Source organism: Paenibacillus sp. JCM 10914 (assembly GCF_001315105.1).
Lineage (GTDB): Bacteria > Bacillota > Bacilli > Paenibacillales > Paenibacillaceae > Paenibacillus_AQ.
The window spans coordinates 89,578-112,326 of the sequence record NZ_BAZR01000015.1 but is presented as its reverse complement, the minus strand read 5'-3'; the positions used below and the strand labels follow the sequence as shown (position 1 = coordinate 112,326).

The window sequence follows — 22,749 nt, the reverse complement described above, 5'->3', positions numbered from 1 at the left end:
GTCGAAGATGTACAGCCGCGGCCGCATAGCCAGGACCGCGGCTAATGCGGTACGCTGCCGCTGCCCGCCGGACAGGCTCCGCACCGGATCAGATCGACGGTCCGACAGCTTGACCGCCGCCAAAGACTGCACGACCCGCTCCTCAATCTCCTCTTGCGGGACGCGCATATTCTCAGGGCCGAACGCCGCCTCATCCTCAACGATCCCCTGCACCAGTTGGGCATCGGGGTCCTGCAGCAGCACGCATACCGCCGCCGCTACCTCAGATAGCGGAGCGACGGCCGGATCGAACCCAGCCAACAGTACTTGCCCGGATCGGTGCCCGCCCCCACTTCGTGGAAGCAGGCCGCACAGTAGCTGGCACAGCGTAGACTTGCCGCTTCCGCTGGCACCTACGATTGCTACACGCTCGCCGGCCCTCACTTGCAAATCAATTTCATGAATGATCGGCTCTTCTTCCTCGTCGTACCGATAACCAAGCTCTATGCATGACAGCATGGATTGTTGCATCGGATTATGCCTTCGTTCCAACGGCAAAGCGCCGCAGCAAGCCCGTCTTCACGAGCGCATCGCCCAGCACTTTCGTTAACAGCCCGCACAGCACCACGCCACTCAGAATCCGGACGATGAGCGCAATGACCAGCACGGACGGTGCCCAGGCGGTGTAACCAAACATATTGGCGGCGAACAAGAACCAGAGCGGCACCATCGCACCGCCGACCAGCATCATGACCCCTGCATTCCATCGCTTGTGACGGTATAGCGCGAAAATTCCTTCTGCGATAACCATATAACATGCTGCGGCGACAAAACACGCCGCAATCCCGTATACCGGACCGCTTAAGGCTTGAATCGTTCCGCCGATCGCGAAGGTGACAACCGCCGTACCCGGCTTGCGAATAATGTAATAAGCTAGTAGGCCATAAATCATATATACGCCCGTCGTGGTCGATGTAGCAATCGGACCGCCAACACTGCTAAGCATCTTGTTGATCGGACTAATGTAAATGGTAATTACAGCATTTACCGCAGCCAGCATGGCCATCAATATAATCTCCTGGGTCGTAAAAGCAAACCATTTTCGTGTCGATGATGAATTCAATGTAGTCCTCCCTCTCTATTTAAAGCCTAACGCTTGAACTATGTATGCGCGCGACGCTTCATTTATATTGACATACTTCATTCACAATCGTCAACCAAAATATATTTGGTTTCGGTTGACAATCTAGACAACCCACCACACCCATAGCGTGAACAAGGCGTACATAATCGCTGATATTAGACACCAGCGCGGAATAATCACTTCCAGACGATACGTCCGATCTGGATATGCGCCAAATCCCTTCGACTCCATCGCCCCCGCCGTCTGCTGTACGCGCCGGAGCGCATTGAGGAGAACGGCTGTTATGAACTTCAGCCCATACCGTACACGGTTTGCCAGCCCGCGGGGAGGCCGATGTCCTCTAACTTGTTGTGCTGCCTTAATATTACGGCCCTCTTCTTCCAGGAGCGGTATGAACGTCAGCGCTGCCGATAGACCAAAAGCAAATCTGTAGGGGACTCGCAGGCGACGGGTTAATTCGGCCACCAGCTCCCTCGGGTCCGTGGTCACGATGTAGATCAACGACGACAGGAACAACGTAAACATACGGAGCGTCATGACCGCCGCCGCCTGAATGGCTTCAACTTTCAAAGAGAGCAAGCCCCACTTGAACCAGACGGTATCTCCTGTAGCCGTCAAACTTGTCAGAATAAAATAAGGCACGGCTACAACGGTAATGATTCTCAAGCCCTTCAGCAGCTTGCTCCACGCCATCCTTGCTCCAAGCAGAGCAACTGCGGCACACAACAACAATAACGCCGCCTGCTGCCAGACCTGGTTCAGTACCATCGCAATGATGGCGGTACTGAACAGCATCATGAGTTTGCTCAGAGGGTCATAGCGATGCACCAACGTCCGCCCTTTTTCATATTGAATCAGCATATGATGAATCCTGCTCCTCTCTTGCCTGCTCCCATTCTCTTCTCAACAAAGCGTAAGAATTGACGCTCACGAACCCCTCCAAGGTGTGCCGGTAATCGCGCAACAAACCTTCCCGTGAATATCCTAGTCGTTCGAACAAGCGGGAGGCTCGTTCATTCCTGGGGTCCACGAGTGCTTCGATCCGATTTAACCCCATCACTTCAAAACCAAAGGCTGCTACCACGCCAGCCGCTTCCGTCATATAACCATAACCGGAATGTTTGCTGGATAGCTCACAACCGAATTCGCCTCGAAAGGCTCCTTCCAGTTGCCAGAAATTAAAGCCACAGCTGCCCAGCAGTTCGCTTGTGTCAATGCGTTCAATTCCCCAGCGGATGGTTTCTTCATGCAGTGCCATGTCATTGAGTCTCTGGATCAAGTGCCCGGCATCACGTACAGACTGAACGACGGGGATGTCGGCGAAAGCTCTGGACGCAGGTTCCATCCAACAACGAGACATCGCATAAGCGTCTTCGGCGTCCATTCTCCGAAGCCGAATTCTTCGTCCTGCCAAGTTAGGAATCTCACCTTTACAGACGTACATAGTTAACTCATCCTTTACAAAAAAATGGACTGAAATTCATGGTTTTCGGTGATACTACCTACGTGTAATTAATGTATATCACATAAACTTTTGGTGATCATCGACTCCATCAAAACCTTAAAAGCCCTTAGCAGTTGGTTGTCTATATATTGATGGATTCATCAGTGTCCCGTCAATATCGGACTCCGCTCCCTTGCACAGCACTGAAGAAGGAGGAACGATACTGCAGTATGTATATTACGATGATTATTCTCTTAGCAGCCGTTGTTATGGCCGTCGCTATTACGCAAGTTGGTTACCTGCAGATCACAAGGATGCCAGTCAAAAAAGACTTTAAACTGTTTAGCGTGTTGGAGCAAGCTGGCCTATACAGCCGCGAACGCTATGAATCCTTGCCGAAACAGGAAATTGTCATCAAAAGCTTCGATGGATTGAAGCTGTGCGGCGCTGCGATCGAGTCCAATTCAGGTTCTAATCAGTGGATGTTGCTCGTCCATGGTTATACAGGTTCACGTGCGATTTCCACGCAGTTCATTGATATGTTTACCGATAAGGGTTACAACGTGCTGCTCATCGATCAGCGTCGACATGGGCAGAGTGAAGGACGCTATACCACCTACGGTTATTACGAAAAGCATGATGTGGCTGCCTGGGTGAACTGGATTACCCAGCAATATGGCTCGGACGTATCGATCGGCCTGCATGGGCAGTCCTTGGGAGGCGGGACGGTACTTGAGTATTTATCGATCGCGAAGCCACAAGTCAAGCTGGTCATTGCAGATTGCCCTTATTCGGATTTAACGGAGCTTATGAGGCATCAACTCTCCCGCCTGAACAAGATTCCCTCTGTCCCCTTCCTATCCTGGGTCAATGCCCGTATCCGCCGTAAAGCTGGCTTCAGCCTCCATCAGGTGAGCCCGATCCGCGCGGTTCGCGGCAGTTCACTGCCGATCTTATTCATCCATGGTACGAGAGATAATTATGTGCCCACACGGATGAGTATTGACATGTTCGAGGCCAAACCGGAGCCGAAGCGACTACTGCTAATCGAGGGTGCTATCCATGCGAATGCATATCATATCGATCCCAAACACTATAAGCAAGGCGTACATGATTTTCTGCTGGAATATATGGGTGAGCCTGTTGAATCCCCGCAACCGGAGCAGGCAGAGCCCATCAGTTTGAGTCCGCTCCAACTCGATAGAAGTCCTTTCTGAACAACGCAAAAAAGCAGCCCCGATCCGCACTTGACTGGGTGCAGATTTATGGGGCTGCTTTTATATTTCAGGGCATTAAGCGATGGTGTTCGCCTTCTTCGGTTTCACCGGGTCTAGCACTTCGTTGCAGAGATCCCTAAGCTTGCCCTGAATCTCCTTGAACTCCTGTATTCCGGCTCCGGTCAAGCTGTAGCCTTCTCCATGCGCCGTCAGGAAATTCTCTTCTGTCAAACGCTCAAGCTCTTGCTTCACCTCGCGGTCACCCACCCTGTAGCCGTGGCGTTCCAGTTCGGGCTGCATCTCACTAATGGTAAGATCCCGCTCATGGGCGTGATAAAGCATATGAATACCGATGAATAGATTCTGTACGTCTGCCCGCATTCCAATCACTCCCTCCACTCGTCAGGCGTAAACCTGTTCTTGTCCATTCATTACCCTTGCATCTGGAAGAGGAATCAGTAGTTTGCCTGTATATAGATGGGAGACCGCCACTTGACGTATCTCCCGCACCTATAATAAGGTGAAGAAACGAATGACAGCTCAAGTCAAATGAACAACCATATAGAAACGTCACAGAAAGGGGATCTCCATGTTTGAGAACATCGCCTACGAAGGTACTCGAAGCGAGCAGCAGGCCCAAGTCCTCGCGCAGTTAAAAGCACTTATACATGACGAGCCTAATGCGATTGCCAATCTGGCTAACGCGTCGGCATTATTGAAATTCTACATGCAGGATACAAATTGGGTTGGCTTCTATCTATACGACGGCCAGGAACTCGTTCTTGGCCCGTTCCAGGGGCTTCCCGCCTGCATTCGCATCCCCATGAACCGCGGAGTGTGCGGTACAGCAGCCTCCAAGCAAACTACGCTGCTAGTTGAGGATGTCCATGCCTTCCCTGGACATATCGCATGCGACGCTGCCTCCAACAGCGAAATTGTCGTGCCTATGATCGTGGACGGGGCACTATACGGCGTGCTGGACATTGACAGTCCACTGAAAGCGCGGTTCGATCGTCAAGATCAGGAATTTCTGGAGGAGTTCGTCCGGATTTTGGAAGGCAGCCTCTCCCTCTAGCCCTACCGCACGACAACCAGATAAAGGCTCCTACGGTAAAATCATTCACCGTAGGAGCCTTTATGGATTACGTCTGTAAGCTTTTACTTCACCGCAAATGTGATTTCAGCTTCGATCTTGTAGCGTTCTGTCTCTGTGTCGCTACGTTCTTGGTCTGGATATGACGAAGGATCAATGACAAAATCAGCTGATCCGTACACTACATATTCGCCGGTTGGATAACCTTCGCTCAATTCGTGGACGAACTCCTTGAATTTCTTGTCGTCGTGCTCGCTATAACCGCCCGCACGGCCACTTTGCTCGCGCAAGGGTTCACCTTTTTTCAGGGTGGTCGTAATGTAGGGTTCATTCATTCCATAACTAATATTATAACCCCTAGTCAGTTCCTTCATCGGGAAATAAAACGCCGAGGACGCATGTCCAATCGTAATTTCCCCCAGTTCGCCTACGTATTCGAGTTCAGCGTAAACATTAACGTTATTTCCGGACTCATACGTCTCGCTCTCGCTTACCAAACGGTATACGAAATCCCCTTGTGCCACTTCTGCATGATTCGCTCTTGGGGCATGATCTGATGCAACAGCAGGCTGATCGGCTCCCGTAGCTTCTTGCCCCCCGCAACCGGTCAACATCAACATCAATATAAAACCCATATACAGGTATTTGCTCATCTTGATTATCACCTCATTCTCCAGACGCTCTTGGAGATGACGAAGTTGCATGCTTACGCAAAAAAAGTTGCCTGCAGCGGTCTCATTACAGCGAGCCGCCGGTCAACTTCATTTCATGCAGATCCAGTATGTACAATAAGCGTATCTTACTGTTCGCTGAGGATGTTCTGTACCCGCCCAACCTGGCCATCTTGAAGACGCACCTTAATTCCGTGCGGATGGTTCGGGGAATTCGTCAGAATATCCTTCACGATCCCGCGGGTAAGCTTCCCGGTTCGCTGATCCTGCTTCAATACAATATCCACGGTAAGCCCCGGCTTGATATTTGCGCGTTGTCCGCCATTCATCGATAATCCCCCCTTGTCGTTATGATGATCGTCTTACCATACATAAATCCGTTGTCAAAAGCAAATCGAAGCAGCAGGGGCTGTCCCATCAACGCAAACACGAAGTTACGTTGACAGAACAGCCCCTGCTAAGTATCATTAATCTTTTTGTGAAATACTTATGAATTACAATGCACTTCCGCCATACAGGAAGCGATGCTTCCAGGAGTTCCCGAACTCACCTACGAGCACACCGCCGGACTGCTTCGAGTAAGTATGCAGCAGCTTGTTGTCGCCCAAGTAGATGGCAACGTGCGTAATGCGTTGATTCGCTTTGTTGATACCGGCGTAAGCCGATGCAGAATTCCCTCTGTAACTCATGAAGAATACTAGATCCCCACGCTTCAACTGGTTGATGTTCGTGACGGCGTTTCCTTTATTCTTCACAAACTGGCCTTGAGCTCTGGAATCACTAGGCAACGTGATGCCCGCACCATCCAGGAATGCACGGCGAACGAAAGCCGAACAGTCAAAGGTTCTCGTTGAATTGCGGTTAGAACCGAATTCATACGGGGTTCCCAAGTACTTCATGCCTGCTGCGATTACTTTCTCTACAGAAGCATTCGTCGAAGGCGTCTGGCTGCCAGAGTTGTTAGAAGAGCTGTTGCTTTGGGTAATAAACTTTGATGAAGCATATCCTTGTTTGCCACTGGATGTCTTGATCTTGTACCAGCCGGAGCTGCTGCCCAGGATTTGGACCCGGTCTCCTTTATATACGCGTTCAACGACTTTGCCAGAAGTCGAAGCTTGACTGCGCATGTTTACATTGGAATTGGCCACTCCGTTTTGTACAGATTGTACGCTTGCTGCAGCAACTTCATTCACAGAACCATATCCGAAAGAACCAAGAACAGCTGTGGATAGAAGCGCTCCGGCCATCAATTTTTTCATGCTTGTCTTCGAGAAAATATAAATCTCTCCCATCAGATGATTGTAGATTACGAAATTGTCATTTTTCGTGATCCCGCAATCATTATAGACAGGCTGCGTCTCGGGACGCATGCTACTATGATCATGAAAATACATGCCAATGATTGGTAACAAGAAGGACTTTAGTCTCTTTTTATCACTCGATTTAGTATAAATAGATTATTTTAGTAAATATAAAAACCAAAATAACCCAACTCGTCCGATGTTAGCAAGTCCGGAATCCGAGATTGGGCCTATCTGCTTATGAATAAAAAAGCCTGTACAGGAAATTCTCCTCCTGACAGACTCAGTTTATCTCACTTCTTAAAGTGCATTCCACTACAATATTGTCATAATTTCAGCTCAAGGTCGCTTGGAATACAGCGGATATCCAGGGTTTACCGGAACATCGATCAGAAGAATTCTGACATTCTCTTGTGCATCAAGGGTCAGCGTCTCCCCCGACTCCGTATCGATTACCATAAAGTCCCGATGCCCAAATGACAATGCGTCCCCTCCACTGCGGAAACTGCCTGAACCTCTGACCGCAAGCGCCGCTGCACGTCGACCTGATTCCAACTCATAAGTCGCCTGATTGCCGGCTAAAACCTGATAATCCAGCATTCTGACGTCCACAGACAGATCCGGGGGGGCTCCATGGCCTATTACCGTTTTGATCAAACCGCCCAATACCCGGCTTACCGGAAAAGAATCCGGACGATACTGACGAAAGGCAGGATTCTGCTTTAAGGAATCGCGGAGATACGGTTCGAACCAGATTTGAAATCCTTCCACGTCAGGCCCTGTCATCCGTTCTTCATGCGTAACGCCCGAACCTGCTCTCAACAATTGCAGACCGCCTGGCCCCACATCACTCTGGGTACCGTGGGAGTCTTTGTATGCACTCTTGCCTTGAATAATATAGGTCACAATCTCAAAGCCTTGATGGGGATGAGGGGCGATGTATCCTTCTACAGAAGAGCGGAACCATGACCAGTAAAAGAGAGGTCCTACCCGTGTCACAGCTGATCCTTCCCCCGACAAACCAATCGGCTTCTGCTCCGTTATCCTTCCTCCATCCAGTACGCTGCTGCTCTGTGATTCAGGTGAATGCAACGTTCCTATCATGTCCGGCCTCCTCCTTTCATCCATCCCGGATACAACCTCAGGTTATGCAGTTCTTCCGTAATGGTCTTTCGACTTTCAAATAGTATTGACGATAACAGAATATATATCAACATCCTTATTTTCCCTATTTGTATATTCGTATTTACGAACTGCATTCAGCTAATTTTCAGCCAGCATTCAGTTGTCATTCAGTTATGGGTTGTATGATAGAATTCTTGGAAAATAACGAATAATGTCTTAACCAATTCATGAGCGTTGAGGAGAGTTACGGATAATGGAGCTTACGAAAGGGATTCGCATATTGCTGGTGGATGACGAACCGCATATTTTGCAGTTTCTTCAATTGGGATTAATGAATGAAGGGTTTGAGGTACAGACAGCAGTTGATGGAGAGCAAGCTACCGCTGTCGCTGCCTCCTTCTTCCCTCATATCATCATACTGGATGTCATGATGCCAGGGATGAACGGCATGGAAGTATGCAGAGTATTCAAGGACTCCGGGCAAGATATGGCCATTATTATGCTGACGGCTAAAGATGATGTCGACCATCGGGTGAAGGGGCTGCGGATCGGGGCCGACGATTATATGGTCAAGCCGTTCAGCTTCGAGGAACTGCTGGCTCGCATTCAGGCGCGGCTGCGCAATCAATTCCCGGGGCTGCTTGGTGAAATCCGTTTGGGCCATTTCACGATTGATGACCGTAAGAAAGAGATCACCTATATGGAGACAGCCCTTGAGTTATCACCAACCGAATATAAGCTGCTCAAGCTGCTCATTACGAAGCATGGGACCGTACTCAGTAAGTCCAACATACTGAACATCGTGTGGGATTATGATTTTGGCGGTGAAGATAACATCGTTGAGGTGTACATTCGATCTTTGCGTGAGAAGCTTGGCGATAAGGAACACCGCATTATTCGAACGCTGCGCGGTGCTGGCTATCGGGTGGATCTGTGATGAAATTCAATCCGCTAATATCCTTATCTCCAACCTCCAAGCGTTCGTTGCGAACGCAGCTGCTGGCCCGTTCACTGCTCGTATTGGCGATTCTGTTGATCTTGATCGGCGCGTTTCAGTATGTGTTAATGAAGAATGCCCTCTTCCGTAATCAAGCCGAAACCCTGCAGCTTCAGCTGCGCTCCATGCCAAGGGAATTGTGGGCGCCTGAACACGCACGCCGAGGTGATCCGCCTTCAATGGTTGGCGTAATGCCGCCAGCCGGCAACAGCAAGGAAGGGCTCAATGGACCAGGAGAACGTCCCGTGTTCTTTCTGCCGAACATGTCGCTTGCGACGATCGATGCGAACGGAGAATTCGTCGATCTTGCAGTCGAGAATAATACTGCCGCTCCGCAGCTTTCTGCTGACGCTTATACAAAGATTATGGAGCAGTTAAAGCTGAGACAGCCCGGGAACTATGAGGTAGTAGATAATCGGAACGGCACAGAGCAATTAATCGTCTTCCGTCCATCCGGCAGTCCGGACAACCCTACCGGGCTGCTGCAGCTCGGAGTAAATACGGAATCGCTGCATGCAGTATTGTCGCGGCAACTGCTCATATTCGCGGCGCTCGCCTTACTGGCTATGGCCGGTGGAATCGCCCTGTATTTGCCTTTGCTTCGGCAAACGCTCAACCCATTGAACAGGATGGTGGAAACCGTCAAGAAGATCGATGCCGGTAATCTGGGTAATCGTTTCCCTTCTGTGCAAGGACAACTGGAGATCGACCGCTTGAGTGTTTCCTTCAATGGGATGCTCGAACGGTTGGAAGACGCATTCGAAGCCGAGCGTGAGGCCAAGGAGCAGATGCGGCGTTTTATCGCTGATGCTTCGCACGAGCTGCGGACGCCACTTACCTCCATCCACGGCTTCCTCGAAGTGCTGCAACGTGGGGCAGCGAGCCATCCCGAGCAGCTCCAATCAGCCTTATTCAGCATGCATGGCGAGTCTACTCGCATGAAGAAATTAGTAGAGGACCTGCTCCTGCTCGCCAAGCTGGATCGCAAGCCTGAACTCCAACTTGAGGTTATCCGTCTCGATCTGCTGCTGTCAGAGATGGAGCCCCATCTACGCATGCTTGCCCAGGACCGGGACGTAACGTTTCATGCTATGCAGATCCAGTGCCTGTGTGATCCTGACAAGATCAAGCAGGTCATCTACAACCTCTTCCATAACGCGGTACAACATACCAATGGTACAACAGGCTATGTCACTGTCGCACTCCATACAAATCAGCACGGCCAATGGGCCGTGCTGTCGGTTGAGGATAACGGCTCCGGCATCTCAGAGGCCCATCTTCCCCATCTATTCGAGCGCTTCTATCGCGTTGATGAATCTCGCGGCAGGCAGCAAGGCGGTTCAGGTCTTGGACTGGCTATCGCCCAGTCGATCCTCTCTGCTCATGGCGGCAATATCAGCGTGGTCAGCAAGCTTCAGGAGGGCACTGTATTCCATGCCGAATGGCCTGTCGGGATCATATCATAAGCGGAGCATGATCTATTCTTGCGCCCCGAACACACCATTATGCACCAACTCGTTTAAGGGCAGGCGTCCTGTAGGAATATCTCGCTCCCGAAGCGAGTCGGGCAATGACGATGGATCCCCCCGGTAACCAAGCGCAATGACTGCATGCAGATCGTATTCCACGGGAATGCCAAGGGCTTGGCGGGCCGCTTCCCGATCGAAGCCGCCAAGCGCGCGCGTGTTGAGTCCAAGCAAGGCTGCTTGGGCTGCGATGGTCCCCCAGGCCGTTCCCGCATCAAAGGCATGGCTGCCGCTTGGCTCGCCCTTTGCGTTCAGGTTATATGAGATCAGCAGAATAAGTGCAGGAGCATGGTCACTCCATCCGCGATTGCCGGGAAGAATAAACGTCTGAAACCGTTCGCGCTCTGCTTGCGTCCTTGCCACGACGAACCGCCATGGCTGTCCGTTGCCCGAGGACGGTGCCCATCTTGCTGCTTCCAATACCGTGAACAGCACCTCTTCCTCAACCGGGCGCGAAGCAAAGCTTCGTGATGACCATCGGTTCACAAAATGAGCGTGTACGGGGTATCCGGGCTGTCGTATATGTTCCACTTCTGCAGCAAGTGACTTCGTAACGATTACGGATGGATCGGGCTTTGTCATATCTCAATCTCTCCTTACCTTTTAGGAATGATAATGGTGCCGATTATGGTTGGATCAACCAGTCTTTCAACTCAAAATCTGTATCCGCCAATTTCTCTTCGATCAGAAAGGCCTTCGTTCCTTCCAGGAGCTGCAATCCTTCGTCCGTGAAAGGAACCTCCTTGATTGTTTTGATCGGGCTGCTCTGCTTCACATACTCAACCTTTGCATTCTGAACCTCGGATAAGAACGCATAGTATTCGTCAGGATGTTCCTTCACATCTTCAAGAGCTTTGGATCTCGCCTCGTTCCACACCTTGGCGAAGTCCGGATACTTGGCCAGATACTCCTCGGAAACAACGGTCACGCTCGTACCGTACAATTCAGGATGCTTCGTCGCATCATCGAGCAAAACATAATCCCCTTCCAGTTGCTTCAGCGTGTAGACGCCCGTGTTCGTCATGGCGTCGATCTCCCCGCGTGCCAGCGCCGCTTCCGCATCTACCCTAAGCAGATGAATGACTTTAACGTCATCGGTTAACCCCTCCTGCTTGAGCAGACCGGCCAAATAACGATGATGGAAGGAGCCCTTCTGCGTAGCGACGGTCTTGCCTTTCAATTCAGCAAGCGTTGCAGGGCCGCCCTTCTTGGCAACGAGATAACCGATGCTGTCCGTAGATCCCTGTGTAATCACCTTCGTCTTCGCTCCCGTTGAACGAGCCAAGATGGCTGGCGTATCCCCTAGGCTGCCGAAATCCAATCGACCGCTAATGAGCGATTCGCTCAGATCCGGGCCGTTCGGAAAGCCCGTCAGGTTAATCGTCTCGATTCCGTGCTTCTTAAGCTCTGCTTGAATAATGCCTTTATGGAATCCCCACCCTTCTGCACCCGCTGGCAGATTCAACGCATTCGTACCAATATAGCCGTAGTTTAGCACTTTTGGAATACCGCTTCCCGAAGCTTCCGACGTCTGCTCATTGGCCGCGCACCCTTGCGCGAACATCAATGCTGCCGTTACTAGCGTAAGCAGGATGGCATATCGCTTGCGTTTGTGTCTCCTGATCTTTGCATTCTCCATTCATTCTTCTCCCTCGTATCTTCTTTCTCTTTATTGGCAATCGGTGCGGCATTCATGTGCTATATTTTCGCCCTTTAAGGCACCACTCGCTTCGCCAGTTCTGCCAGATATACGTGGCTCGATACCGGGGTTCTCCCGGCTCCCCATCCGACCTTCTCACGGTATCCGCCGAGCAGCTCCGCCTGCTCCAGTTCATGTTCGCTCTGTCCGCTGAGTCGGTCGGGATGCGGTGCCACATACATCGCATCTGCAGGACAATACAATTCACACATAAAGCAGGTCTGGCAGTCGCTCTGACGGGCAATGACCGGCACTCCGCCCGGAACCTTATCAAATACATTGGTTGGACATACCGAAACGCACAGATTGCATTGCACACACTTGGTGTCGCTAATCAGTTCAATCAATGGGACACCGCCTCCTCATGAACCCTCTGCGCGCGCACCGAAATCTCATCCAATCCCGATGTAATCAGTCGGTAGCGCTGGCTAGCATCCAAATCGGGATAGTCGATGCGCTTATGCATCCCCCGCGTCTCCGTTCTTGCCTGCGCCGAGCGGTACATCCAGCGGGCTGTAGCAAGCATCGCCTGCGCTTCGCGGCGCTTCACTGCCGTGACCTCTCTGCCGATCGGCCCCTGACGAATTGCTTGCCACAGCTCATCCAATCTGGATAGTGAATCTCTTAAGCCTTGGTCCGTTCGGAATAAATTACGATCATAAGGCATGACCTCGGCTTGCACAGCCCGAATATATTCCTCCGTGGCAAGGCTGTCCTTGGCCTCATTCGCTCCGGCTATCCCTGTCGCCATTGACGCAAACCCCTGCACATCTCTTCTGGTCCCACTAGGGCCTAGCGATTGCGCATAAGCAGCCGCACCCTCACCCGCGAAGCTGCCCGAGGACATCGCCCAAGCCGCATTATGACTGCCGCCTCCGGTAAATCCGCCGCATATTAGTTCTCTTGTCGCCGCGTCGCCTGCGGCATACAGTCCCGGCACTCTGGTGGCACATGTGTCGTCAATGATGTGAACCCCCCCCGTACCGCGAACGGTCCCCTCTAGTCTCAAGGTGATCGGGAACATCTCCTTAAACGGATCGATCCCCATGCGATCAAAGGGAAGAAAAAAATTGGTCTGACCGACACGCAGAAGCGGCTGCAAATCAGCCGGAGCCTGATCTAAACGAGCATACACTTGCCGGTTCTCCAACAGTTTCCTTGCAATGACCGATCGTCCCTTGGTCGAGCCCGCGCCTTCCACGACTGAACCATCCTCGTAATAAAAGCTGGCATAACGGTAGTACGCTGTCTTGGTAACGGAAGAGAAGGTAGGCGAAATCGCATAGGCGTTGGAAAATTCCATTCCTGACATTTCGGCGCCCGCCTCTGCCGCCATCAAATACCCGTCGCCCGTCAAGACGTTGCACCCCAGTGCCTTGCTCAGGAATGCACATCCCCCGGTGGCGATTACGACTGCGCCTGCCTTAACTCGCCACGGATCGCCGCCCTGTGTGCTTACTCCGGCTGCCCCGCCGACGCCATCGGCATCGCCGATGAGTTCCAGCGCGGGGCTGTGATCCAGAATTTTGACTCCTGCTCTCTTGACCAATTTGCGCATTAAGCGCATATACTCCGGACCCTGCAAGCCTCGCCGGAATAACCCCCCTTCCTGGTCAACAGGAAATGAATAGCCGAGACGACCCAAGCGGTTCATATTCTCATAAGTCTGATCCAGCACCCGGTCCATCCACTCATTCTCCGCCAGCTTGCCCCCCATCGCATATCGGCTTAGCTTAGCCTCCTGCCGCTGCTTCGCTTCAGGCTCGACATACCATACGCCCGTTCCCGACGGTGCCGTAGCTCCGCTTGATCCGCAAAATCCCTTATCCGCCAGCACTACCTTGCTCCCTTTCGCAGCAGCCGCTAGCGCAGCCCAAGTGCCAGCCGGCCCGCCGCCAAGGACGAGCACATCCGCCTCCAACTGCAGCGTGTTGCCCGTTTCATTCGTCGTCATGGCTATTCCCTCCTCAAATAAGTAACCATATGAATGAGACATCCACTTCCACTAATTCAAACTAGCCTTTATAGTTATCCCGCCATTTCAATAGTCTTCGTTCCAGATAACGCACAAACTGATCGACGATCATGCCAACGATGGCAAAAACGATGACGCCTACAAAGATCTGCTCTGTTAAAGAAGACTGTTTAGCCAAATTAATCAGAAAGCCTACGCCCGATTGCGAACCGATCAATTCCGCTACAACAAGTCCGAGCCATGATACCGCCAGTGACAGGCGAAGCCCCATTAATATGTTCGGCAATGCCGACGGAAGCACAAGCTGAATGATCTGTTGCAGCCGACTGAATTGCAGCAATCTGGACACTTCGAACAGCTTTTTGTCCACTCGCCGAATACCGAGAAACGTGTTGACATACAGCGGAAAAAAGGCTCCCTTCGCAATAATCAGCACCTTCGACGTTTCGCCGAAGCCGAACCACAAGATAATCAGCGGTGCAATCGCCAGGTGCGGTATCATCCGCAGCATCTGAACGGTCGGATCAAGCACTAGCTCCGATTTGCGAGAAAATCCTGTCAGCAGTCCGAAGATCAATCCCAGACTACCGCCCAGAGCGAAGCCCGCAGCAGCGCGGTTGATGCTGATCCAAAGATGGGTGGCCATATCACCCGAAGCTACCAGCCCGCGCAGCGACTCCCAGATCGCAATCGGCGTAGGCAGGAAGAAGGTATCGATCCATCCGCGATATCCTGCGATCTGCCATAAGACGAGAACCAGAATCGGTAGGGCTGAGCCAAACCCGAGAAGACGTAAATACGTCAGCCATCGCTGAGTTGCCACACTATTGGCTGAATTGGACACCACACGAACGGAAGATAGGGATCGCAGCTTAACCTTCATAACTATCACTCCATCTCATCAGCCGACGTTCCATGAAACGGACGACCGCATCGGCCGTTTTGCCAATCACAGCAAACAGAATGATGCATACGAAGACGGTGGACGTCTTGCTGAATTGTCTGGCATCGGTCATAAGATAACCGATACCCGAAGTCGAGCCCATAATCTCTGCAACGACAAGCCCAAGCCAGGCAAGACCAAGCGATAACCGGATCCCTAGAAAAATATAGGGCAGTGACGAAGGAATGATCAGCTTGAATATTTGCTGCATTCGGGTAAATCCGAGTACCTTCGCTACCTCAAACCACTTATTATCCACGCCACGTATGCCAAGATAGGTCTGTATATACAGCGGGAAGAACGCTCCCTTGGCAATGAGCAGGATTTTGGACGATTCTCCGATACCGAACCACAGCACGAATAAGGGTGCAACTGCCAAATGCGGGATCATCCGAATCATCTGAATCGAAGGATCAAGCACCTGCTCGGACAAGCGGAACAGCCCGACCAGTATGCCGAATATCAGCCCCAGCGTCCCTCCGAGAATAAATCCGGCTGCCGCCCGAAGCAGACTGATCTGTATGTGCCCGCCTAGGTCGCCTGAGCCGGCCAGTGCTATGAACGCATCAACGATTCGCAACGGCGTCGGGAACAACAAGGGAGAAATATAGCCCAGATCACCGAGAAGCTGCCATCCTGCAAGCAAGAAAACAGGTAAAATCGCGCCTACGGCAAACGTCGCCAGTGATTTTCTCCATATACCAGCCGCCTTCCTTCCCACGAATGGACCCGGTAATTCTTCCGCAGGCAATAGAGCCGGCCCCTTATCCTTGGGCGTTACCACGGTATCCTGTCGGTATATTCTTACGGGGTCGCTCATGAGCACCTCTCCTTTGATAACAAAAAAAGACATCCCCTGGAAGCGTACGCTTCGGAATGTCTCCATTAGAATGGTTGACAATATAAGTGCTATCAACAGTTTCCAGACGCATTCATGAGCTTGGAAGAATACGGTCGATGAACGGCGTTTCATCGATCTTCGCCAAGGTCGTCCTCCCCTTGCCCCAACCAATCGTTTTTCTCCAGCTTCCAAGCAGGCCGACAGCCTCAAGCTCCTGTTCCGTAACATCTTGCTCCATATCGGCAAACGGGGATACATATAACGCATCCACCGGACAATAGGCTTCGCATATGAAACAGGTCTGACAATCTTCCTGCCTAGCTATCACAGGGAGTCCGCTCGCTATCTGGTCGAATACGTTCGTGGGACAGACTTTGACGCACAATCCACATGCAATGCACCGCTGCTCGCTCACAAGCTCAATCAAGCTTCCTCCTCCTCTCCAACTGTGGCTGCCCTTCTGGAAACACCTCGATCTCATCCACACCGCTCACGGTCAGTCGATGTTGTAAAGCAGGATTCTGCGTCTTATACTCCAGCAAGGTATGCATGCCCCGCGTTTCCCGCCTGGCTAGCGCAGCGGAATACATCCATCTTGCAACCGCAGTCATAGCAGCCGCTTCCCTGGACCTCACCCGCTCCCTCGCACTGCTAGGTGCCAGCGTGTATACGTCGGGCCACATGCTGTTCAGTCGCTGCAGAGAACCCTGGATGATCGGCTCGCTGCGAAAATAATTAATATCTAGCGGAAATACTTCACGCTGCACGGACTGGATCAGCTGGTTCGCTTCCAGCGACCCGGACTGCCCATCGCCATGCGACTCGCCCATCATACCCGCCCGTCCAGCGCCATGCAGGCGGCGGTTCTCCACAGATGAACGCAAACCATTGGCATGCTGCGCCGCCGCTTCTCCAGCCCAGGTTCCTGAGCAGATTGCCCAGGAAGCATTGAAGGCACCTCCGCCCGATTTGGCTCCAGTAACCCGCTCCCGAGTAGCAGCATCACCCGCAGCATAGAGTCCCGGAACGGTTGTTGCGCAATCCGGGCCCGTGATACGGATGCCTCCTGTTCCGCGGACCGTTCCTTCATAACGAAGCGTTAGCGGAAACCGTTCCGTAAACGGATCGATTCCTGCCCGATCATAGGGTACGAAGAATATCGCGTGGGATTGTCTTAATATCCGCCGCTTCTCCGGTGTATCGGCATGATTCAGCATGGCGTATACCGGACCCTTGCGGAGCATCGTCGGCAGAAAATCATGCGGTCTTGGACCTCCCGGACTATGCAGAATCCGTCCATCCTCATCGTAATACGTCGCCCAGTTCAGCAGTCTCCCGCGGGTAACGGTGCCAAATGCGGCACTCGGCGCATATTGTCTGCTGAACTCCATGCCGGATAACTCTGCCCCGAGTTCGGCAGCCATGAGTAGCCCCTCACCTGTCAGCACATTACAGCCAAGCCCCTTGCTCAGAAACGCGCATCCACCTGTAGCGATAACAACCGCCTTGGCGCGCACTTCCCAATTCTTGTTCTTTTGTCGCGATATGCCACGAGCGCCGCCTACCCCATACTCGTCAGTCAGCAGCTCGAGCGCCGGTGATTGATCCAGTATCCGAACACCCGCTCGGCTTACCGCACTGCGCATCAGCTTCATGTATTCCGGACCTTGCAGATGGTCCCTCATCGGCGTTCCGTTCTCATCGCGCCGGAACGGGTATCCCCAGTCTTCAACCCGCTGCAGATTGACGTACACCTGATCCAATACCCGATGAATCCACGCCGGCTCCGATAAGTAGCCGCCTTCCTTCATCCTTTGCTGCACCGCTTGCTCGCGCAGCTTATCATCCGGTGGCAAATACAGCAGGTTCGTTCCGCCCGGAGCGGTTGCTCCGCTGGAACCAAGGAATCCTTTGTCCGCCAGGACCACCTTCGCGCCTTGTGAGGCTGCGCTCCAGGCAGCCCAAGCCCCAGCCGGTCCGCCGCCAATGACAAGGACATCCGTCGTCAAAGTGATTTCATCATTCGCAATCATCTGGTGCCCCCCGCTATCCGAATAGGTCCTATCAACAACAAAAGGAGATCACAAGCAGCTAGGCTCATGATCTCCAGTGGACTGGTCGATTGCATTTATCATAGTTATTCGATTGGAATTATCAGTATACTATCAGCTACTTGTTCTACCGTCAAGATTTTTTTCATTGGATTTATGCTCGTCCTCCGTCTGCTTTTCCTTATTCTTCACCAATTTGGTACAATACAATCGGCAATAAAATGTCATGTAGAAGGGACTTGTCACGCTATGTTTAGAATCTTCATTGTTGAGGATGATACCGCTCTTGTCGGCTTGCTAAAGGATCATCTCCATAAATTCGAATATATAACACAATCCGTATACGACTTCGAGACGGTACGCAATCAGTTTGAAGCCTTCGACCCGCATCTGGTACTACTCGACATCAACCTGCCGAAGTATGACGGTTATTATTGGTGTCGTCAATTCCGCAGCATGTCGACCTGCCCGATTATCTTTATATCCGCTCGCGACGGGAAAATGGATCAGTCATGGCGCTGGAGAATGGCGCCGACGATTATATTACGAAGCCCTTCGACTACGAGATCGTGATGGCAAAGGTGAAGAGTCAACTTCGCCGTGCTTACGGGTCCTACGCATCCGCTCAACAGGAACATTCGCCCAGCCTTGCCGGGCTTACGCTGGACATCCAGCGTTTATCGCTCACCCTTCATCAGAGCCAGACGGAAATCAGCCATACGGAGGCGATTATTCTTGATGAACTTATCAAGAAACCGGAACAGGTTATCAGCCGTGACCGGTTACTGGAGAAAATCTGGGACGATCAGGCTTTTGTAGACGATAATACGCTGAACGTGTACATCACCCGTGTGCGCAAGAAGCTCGCCGTGCTTGGCATCGAAGACGGACTTCAGACCGTACGTGGACGCGGCTACCGACTTATGCCAACCTGGGGGGAGAAACCATGAAGCTGTTCCTGCAAGAACAACGGCCACTCATCTTTATCTATATCGCACAGTTGCTGCTCATTACGCTGATTTACAGACTCGACGGCTTCCGTAATCTCACGGTCAGCCTCTATGCCGGAGTCGTCAGCCTCTTGCTTCTGCTCGGCTACTTGGCGTTCCGTTATGTCGCTAACCGCTCTTTCTATAAGCGGCTCGAGCAGCCTGAGCCCCATGATACGCTCACCGGTGAATCCTCGGCAGAATCCTCCCATACTCCGCTTGCCGAAGCGCTGCATCAGCTGCTCAAAACCCAATTTCGCCACTACTCAACAGATCTGCATAATTACAAAAATAAGATCGAAAGCCATCTTCAATTCGTCAATCAATGGGCACACCAGATGAAGACCCCCATCTCGGTCATTCACCTGATTGTGCAGAAAGAGGACGACCCTCGTTTTGCAGCGATTGGGGATGAACTGGACCGACTGAAGAAAGGACTGGATCTTGTGCTATATACCGCGCGGCTTGATATGTTCGAGCAGGATTTCCATGTCGAGCAGTTGTCCCTGGAACAGGTTGTCCGAAACGTGACCTCCGAACAGAAACGGCTGTTTATCCGCCGTAGAATCTATCCTGCCCTCCAGATCGAATCAGGTCTAACCGTGGCCTCAGATGAGAAATGGCTGACATTCGTCATCACGCAGTTGTTGACGAATGCAATCCGTTATACGTTGAAAGAACAGGGAACCCTGTATTTTAACGGTTATACGACAGCGGATCAGATCGTGCTGGAAATTCGCGATGAGGGCATCGGCATTCCTTCGGGAGATCTACCGCGCGTATTCGATCCTTATTTCACCGGCGAGAATGGCCGAAAGTTCCACGAATCGACAGGAATGGGACTCTTCCTTGTGAAACAAATATGTGACAAACTCGGACATGCCTTTGAGATTGAATCGAGGGTAAATGAAGGAACAACCGTACGGATCAAGTTCGCAAGGTAGGGAAGGAACCTTACAACGTTGTAAGGTAACTGTAAGCTAAGCATGTGGCAACGGTCCGGGCAGATTAACTACAATGAGATCAAGGTCGAAGGAGGAGTAAGGTTATGTCCATCTTGAGCGTCAAGCATTTATCCAAAATCTACGAGGGCAGCGTGGCGTTTCAAGCTTTAAATAATATTAACTTCTCTGCGAACAAAGGAGAATTTGTCGGGATAATGGGTCCTTCCGGCAGCGGCAAAACCACGCTGCTCAACCTGATCGCCACCATCGACCAGCCCACGGCCGGCGAGGTCATCATTAACGGAGTTAATCCGCATCTTCTGAACCGAAATGACACCGCCCTGTTCCGTCGCCGAGAGCTCGGATTTGTCTTCCAGCATTTCAACCTGCTGGATACCCTTACGGTGGAAGAGAACATCGTGCTTCCATTAACGCTGGATCGCATCCCGCTAACCGAGATGGAGCGCAGGCTGCAACGTGTCACGGACCAGCTCGGCATCCAGTCGCTGCTGCGTCGACGTACATATGAAATCTCCGGCGGACAACTGCAGCGGACAGCTATCGCAAGGGCTCTCATTCAGGAACCAGCTTTAATTCTGGCGGACGAACCTACGGGTAACCTGGACTCCGCAGCTTCCAAGGAAGTGATGCAGACCCTCTCTACATCCAGCAAAGAGGATGCCGCAACTGTCTTGATGGTAACACATGACCCGGTTGCAGCCAGCTATTGCGATCGCGTTCTGTTTATTAAAGATGGTCAGCTATACAATGAGATGCACTGCGGCGACAACCGCCAAGCTTTCTTTCAGAAGATCATCGATATGCTTGCTCTGCTGGGAGGAAGAAGCATGATCTTTCGACAATTCGTTTTTAGGAACGTAGTGCGCAACAAGCGGACATACGCAGCGTACTTCTTAAGCAGCTCGTTCTCGGTAATGATATTTTTCGTGTGCGCTCTGTTCCTGTTCCATCCGGATCTAAAGGGGATGCTGTTCTATCCGGCTGTCTTTCAGGCGATGGCGGGCGCGGAAGTGATCATGTATTTGTTCTCGCTGTTCTTCGTCTTGTATTCCGTCAGCGCCTTCCTGAAGACGCGTAAGCGGGAGTTCGGCATTTTGTTCATGCACGGCATGACGGACCGCCAGTTCAACAAGATGGTCTTCTTGGAAAATATGATGATCGGTATCAGCGCTATTATCACCGGTATCCTGTTCGGAATTGTCACCGGCAAGCTGTTCCTGATGGCAGGGTCCGCATTCCTCGGCATCCCGCCGCTATCCTTCAGGCTGACCCTGCAAGCACTCGGCATGACTGCAGCAAGTTACATGCTGCTATTCATTATCATATCATTCAGCACTTCGTGGTTGCTGCGGCCCAAGGCGTTAATCGAGCTGTTCCAATCCGGACAACAGCCTAAAAAGGAACCGCGGACTTCGCCCTGGTTATCCCTGACAGCAGCCATTCTGCTGTTATCCAGTTACAGTCTGGCTGCGACCACGACCGCAACCAGCTTGATGATTCGCATGTTCCCCGTTACGATCATGACGATCATCGGCACTTATCTGCTCTACTCGCAGCTTAGCGGTCTGCTCGTACGCCGGTTGAAGCAGCGTCGCCGCCATACCTGGAGCCGGACAAGGCTGGTTACCTTGTCCAGCTTGCTCTACCGCTTGCGGGACAATGCGCAGATGTTCTCCATGGTCACCGTCGTGCTCGCCGTATCTTTCTGCTCCGTGGGGGTCTTCGCTTCGATTCCGGTGTTAGCCAAACAATTCAATGAAGATTTTCCGGCCGCGATTGGATATATGTCTAAGGAAGGAAACTCATCTGAGGAGCAGCACCTCGCTGAAATCGGTCAAGAACTGACGGACAAGGGCATCCCGTACAAGACATTGTCCCTCTTCGTTAAATACGTGGAAGTGGCATCTGCTTCTTCAGAGGAGATGAACGGTTTCCCTCTGGCCCTGATATCCTTCACGGATTATCGAAACGCTGTTGTGGCCGCGGGGCTGCCGTTCGAAGAGCAGCCGCTTGTCGGCGAACAGGCCCTCGTGATGATCGCATCGCAAAATGACAGGACGTATATCGGTCAACGATCTGCCGTTCATTACCAATTGCAGTCCCCCCCTGCTGCACTGCACGAAATCGGTTATTCTCTGCATGCAGGTGTGCCGGAGTACCTACTGCCGGAAGTAAATGATCATATTCGCTTCGGAAGAATGATTGTCAGCGACGAAATGTTCAACTCGATCACGGACCCGCTTCGTCAGGAACGATATACAGGGTTCTACGTCGACGACTTCACGACGACCGAGGGGATCGCTTCCCACCTGACAACGAACGGCACGATTCGTTATGACATCGATCGCTCTTATGCTCTAACGGTTAGCGGCTCCATATTCACCTTTCGGGCCAGCTTGTACAGCATGCTGCTGTTCGCTGCCCTTCTCGTCGGAACCGTCTTCTTCATCGCAGCCGGAAGCTTCCTTTACTTTCGTTTATATGCCGATCTGGATTATGATCGGAGGCATTATGCCACCCTTTCGCGCATGGGTATGACCGACCGGGAGTTTAGGCGGATTGTGACGGGGCAGCTCGCGCTTCTGTTTTTCGTACCGATCGGCCTGGCGATCACCCACAGCATCTTTGCCTTTATCGCGCTGCAGAGTTACTTCTACTTATCGATTGCCGCCGAGATGGGGATCGTGCTGATCAGTTTCCTCATGATGCAAGTGCTGTACTTCTTCTTCATCCGCAGCCAATATTTGCGAAAATTAAAACAAAGCTTAGTTTGAATTATTGCACACAAC

Annotated in this window: 23 protein-coding genes and 1 pseudogene; 7 read left to right on the top strand and 17 right to left on the bottom strand. The window is 51.9% G+C overall.

The window, feature by feature from the left end:
- From JCM10914_RS17055 to JCM10914_RS17040, 4 genes are all read right to left on the bottom strand, one after another.
- On the bottom strand, window positions 1–510 hold a 510-nt coding region (locus tag JCM10914_RS17055; RefSeq protein ID WP_036718674.1), incomplete at its 3' end, for an energy-coupling factor ABC transporter ATP-binding protein.
- 4 nt (window positions 511–514) lie between these two features.
- On the bottom strand, window positions 515–1,102 hold the full coding sequence (locus JCM10914_RS17050) for an ECF transporter S component (protein ID WP_023963264.1): 588 nt from the start codon (window positions 1,100–1,102) through the stop codon (window positions 515–517).
- Window positions 1,103–1,225: 123 nt separating this feature from the next.
- Window positions 1,226–1,984, bottom strand: a complete 759-nt coding sequence (locus tag JCM10914_RS17045; protein WP_023963262.1) for an energy-coupling factor transporter transmembrane protein EcfT — start codon at window positions 1,982–1,984, stop codon at window positions 1,226–1,228.
- Entirely contained in the window at window positions 1,968–2,537 is a 570-nt protein-coding gene (locus tag JCM10914_RS17040; RefSeq protein ID WP_231638689.1) for a GNAT family N-acetyltransferase, read from the bottom strand. The genes JCM10914_RS17045 and JCM10914_RS17040 overlap by 17 nt, the downstream gene beginning before the upstream one ends.
- A 260-nt stretch (window positions 2,538–2,797) precedes the next feature.
- Here JCM10914_RS17040 and JCM10914_RS17035 point away from each other — a divergent pair, with 260 nt between their 5' ends.
- Window positions 2,798–3,784, top strand: a complete 987-nt coding sequence (locus tag JCM10914_RS17035) for an alpha/beta hydrolase (protein WP_023963258.1) — start codon at window positions 2,798–2,800, stop codon at window positions 3,782–3,784.
- Between the two features lie 75 nt (window positions 3,785–3,859).
- On the opposite strand, the gene JCM10914_RS17030 is transcribed toward JCM10914_RS17035, so the two are convergent.
- Window positions 3,860–4,165, bottom strand: coding sequence for a hypothetical protein (locus JCM10914_RS17030; RefSeq protein ID WP_023963256.1), 306 nt, complete (start codon window positions 4,163–4,165; stop codon window positions 3,860–3,862).
- A gap of 208 nt (window positions 4,166–4,373) precedes the next feature.
- Between JCM10914_RS17030 and JCM10914_RS17025 the strand changes: the two genes are divergently transcribed.
- Entirely contained in the window at window positions 4,374–4,859 is a 486-nt protein-coding gene (locus tag JCM10914_RS17025; RefSeq protein WP_023963254.1) for a GAF domain-containing protein, read from the top strand.
- An 83-nt stretch (window positions 4,860–4,942) separates the two neighbouring features.
- Here the strand turns inward: JCM10914_RS17025 and JCM10914_RS17020 are convergent, their stop codons facing one another.
- The 4 genes from JCM10914_RS17020 to JCM10914_RS17005 form a co-directional block, all read right to left on the bottom strand.
- Window positions 4,943–5,530, bottom strand: a complete 588-nt coding sequence (locus JCM10914_RS17020; protein WP_036718722.1) for a hypothetical protein — start codon at window positions 5,528–5,530, stop codon at window positions 4,943–4,945.
- Between the two features lie 146 nt (window positions 5,531–5,676).
- Entirely contained in the window at window positions 5,677–5,877 is a 201-nt protein-coding gene (locus JCM10914_RS17015) for a YwbE family protein (RefSeq protein ID WP_023963250.1), read from the bottom strand.
- 165 nt (window positions 5,878–6,042) lie between these two features.
- Window positions 6,043–6,840 (bottom strand): SH3 domain-containing C40 family peptidase, encoded by a 798-nt coding sequence (locus JCM10914_RS17010; protein WP_036718719.1) that lies wholly within the window; start codon window positions 6,838–6,840, stop codon window positions 6,043–6,045.
- A gap of 348 nt (window positions 6,841–7,188) precedes the next feature.
- Window positions 7,189–7,953 carry a pirin family protein gene (locus JCM10914_RS17005; RefSeq protein ID WP_023963246.1) on the bottom strand — a complete coding sequence of 255 codons (765 nt, stop codon included), beginning with the start codon at window positions 7,951–7,953 and terminating at the stop codon, window positions 7,189–7,191.
- A 274-nt stretch (window positions 7,954–8,227) separates the two neighbouring features.
- Here JCM10914_RS17005 and JCM10914_RS17000 point away from each other — a divergent pair, with 274 nt between their 5' ends.
- Complete coding sequence (locus JCM10914_RS17000; RefSeq protein ID WP_023963244.1) at window positions 8,228–8,911, top strand: response regulator transcription factor; 684 nt, start codon at window positions 8,228–8,230, stop codon at window positions 8,909–8,911.
- The gene (locus JCM10914_RS16995) at window positions 8,911–10,437 is read left to right on the top strand and encodes a cell wall metabolism sensor histidine kinase WalK (protein WP_023963242.1); all 1,527 of its coding nucleotides are present in this window, start codon (window positions 8,911–8,913) and stop codon (window positions 10,435–10,437) included. The genes JCM10914_RS17000 and JCM10914_RS16995 overlap by 1 nt, the downstream gene beginning before the upstream one ends.
- 12 nt (window positions 10,438–10,449) lie before the next feature.
- On the opposite strand, the gene JCM10914_RS16990 is transcribed toward JCM10914_RS16995, so the two are convergent.
- The 8 genes from JCM10914_RS16990 to JCM10914_RS16955 form a co-directional block, all read right to left on the bottom strand.
- Window positions 10,450–11,079, bottom strand: coding sequence for a nitroreductase family protein (locus JCM10914_RS16990; RefSeq protein ID WP_023963240.1), 630 nt, complete (start codon window positions 11,077–11,079; stop codon window positions 10,450–10,452).
- Window positions 11,080–11,122: 43 nt separating this feature from the next.
- Window positions 11,123–12,136: an ABC transporter substrate-binding protein gene (locus JCM10914_RS16985; protein ID WP_023963238.1), complete on the bottom strand. Its 1,014-nt coding sequence runs from the start codon at window positions 12,134–12,136 to the stop codon at window positions 11,123–11,125.
- 74 nt (window positions 12,137–12,210) lie between these two features.
- Entirely contained in the window at window positions 12,211–12,543 is a 333-nt protein-coding gene (locus tag JCM10914_RS16980; RefSeq protein WP_023963237.1) for a ferredoxin family protein, read from the bottom strand.
- Window positions 12,540–14,150 (bottom strand): FAD-dependent oxidoreductase, encoded by a 1,611-nt coding sequence (locus tag JCM10914_RS16975; RefSeq protein ID WP_023963235.1) that lies wholly within the window; start codon window positions 14,148–14,150, stop codon window positions 12,540–12,542. Before JCM10914_RS16975 ends, JCM10914_RS16980 begins: the two co-directional genes overlap by 4 nt.
- 61 nt (window positions 14,151–14,211) lie before the next feature.
- Entirely contained in the window at window positions 14,212–15,054 is an 843-nt protein-coding gene (locus JCM10914_RS16970) for an ABC transporter permease (RefSeq protein WP_023963233.1), read from the bottom strand.
- Entirely contained in the window at window positions 15,044–15,934 is an 891-nt protein-coding gene (locus JCM10914_RS16965; protein WP_023963231.1) for an ABC transporter permease, read from the bottom strand. Before JCM10914_RS16965 ends, JCM10914_RS16970 begins: the two co-directional genes overlap by 11 nt.
- 112 nt (window positions 15,935–16,046) lie before the next feature.
- Complete coding sequence (locus JCM10914_RS16960; RefSeq protein WP_036718665.1) at window positions 16,047–16,382, bottom strand: ferredoxin family protein; 336 nt, start codon at window positions 16,380–16,382, stop codon at window positions 16,047–16,049.
- The gene (locus JCM10914_RS16955; protein WP_023963227.1) at window positions 16,375–17,988 is read right to left on the bottom strand and encodes an FAD-dependent oxidoreductase; all 1,614 of its coding nucleotides are present in this window, start codon (window positions 17,986–17,988) and stop codon (window positions 16,375–16,377) included. The genes JCM10914_RS16960 and JCM10914_RS16955 overlap by 8 nt, the downstream gene beginning before the upstream one ends.
- Before the next feature lie 267 nt (window positions 17,989–18,255).
- On the opposite strand from JCM10914_RS16955, the pseudogene JCM10914_RS16950 reads away from it, so the two are divergent.
- From JCM10914_RS16950 to JCM10914_RS16940, 3 genes and pseudogenes are all read left to right on the top strand, one after another.
- Window positions 18,256–18,956 (top strand): annotated as a pseudogene (locus JCM10914_RS16950) (response regulator transcription factor).
- Window positions 18,953–19,939, top strand: a complete 987-nt coding sequence (locus tag JCM10914_RS16945) for a sensor histidine kinase (protein WP_023963221.1) — start codon at window positions 18,953–18,955, stop codon at window positions 19,937–19,939. The pseudogene JCM10914_RS16950 and the gene JCM10914_RS16945 overlap by 4 nt, the downstream one beginning before the upstream one ends.
- 104 nt (window positions 19,940–20,043) lie before the next feature.
- Window positions 20,044–22,734: an ATP-binding cassette domain-containing protein gene (locus JCM10914_RS16940; RefSeq protein WP_023963219.1), complete on the top strand. Its 2,691-nt coding sequence runs from the start codon at window positions 20,044–20,046 to the stop codon at window positions 22,732–22,734.
- The last annotated feature ends 15 nt before the right edge of the window (window positions 22,735–22,749 follow it).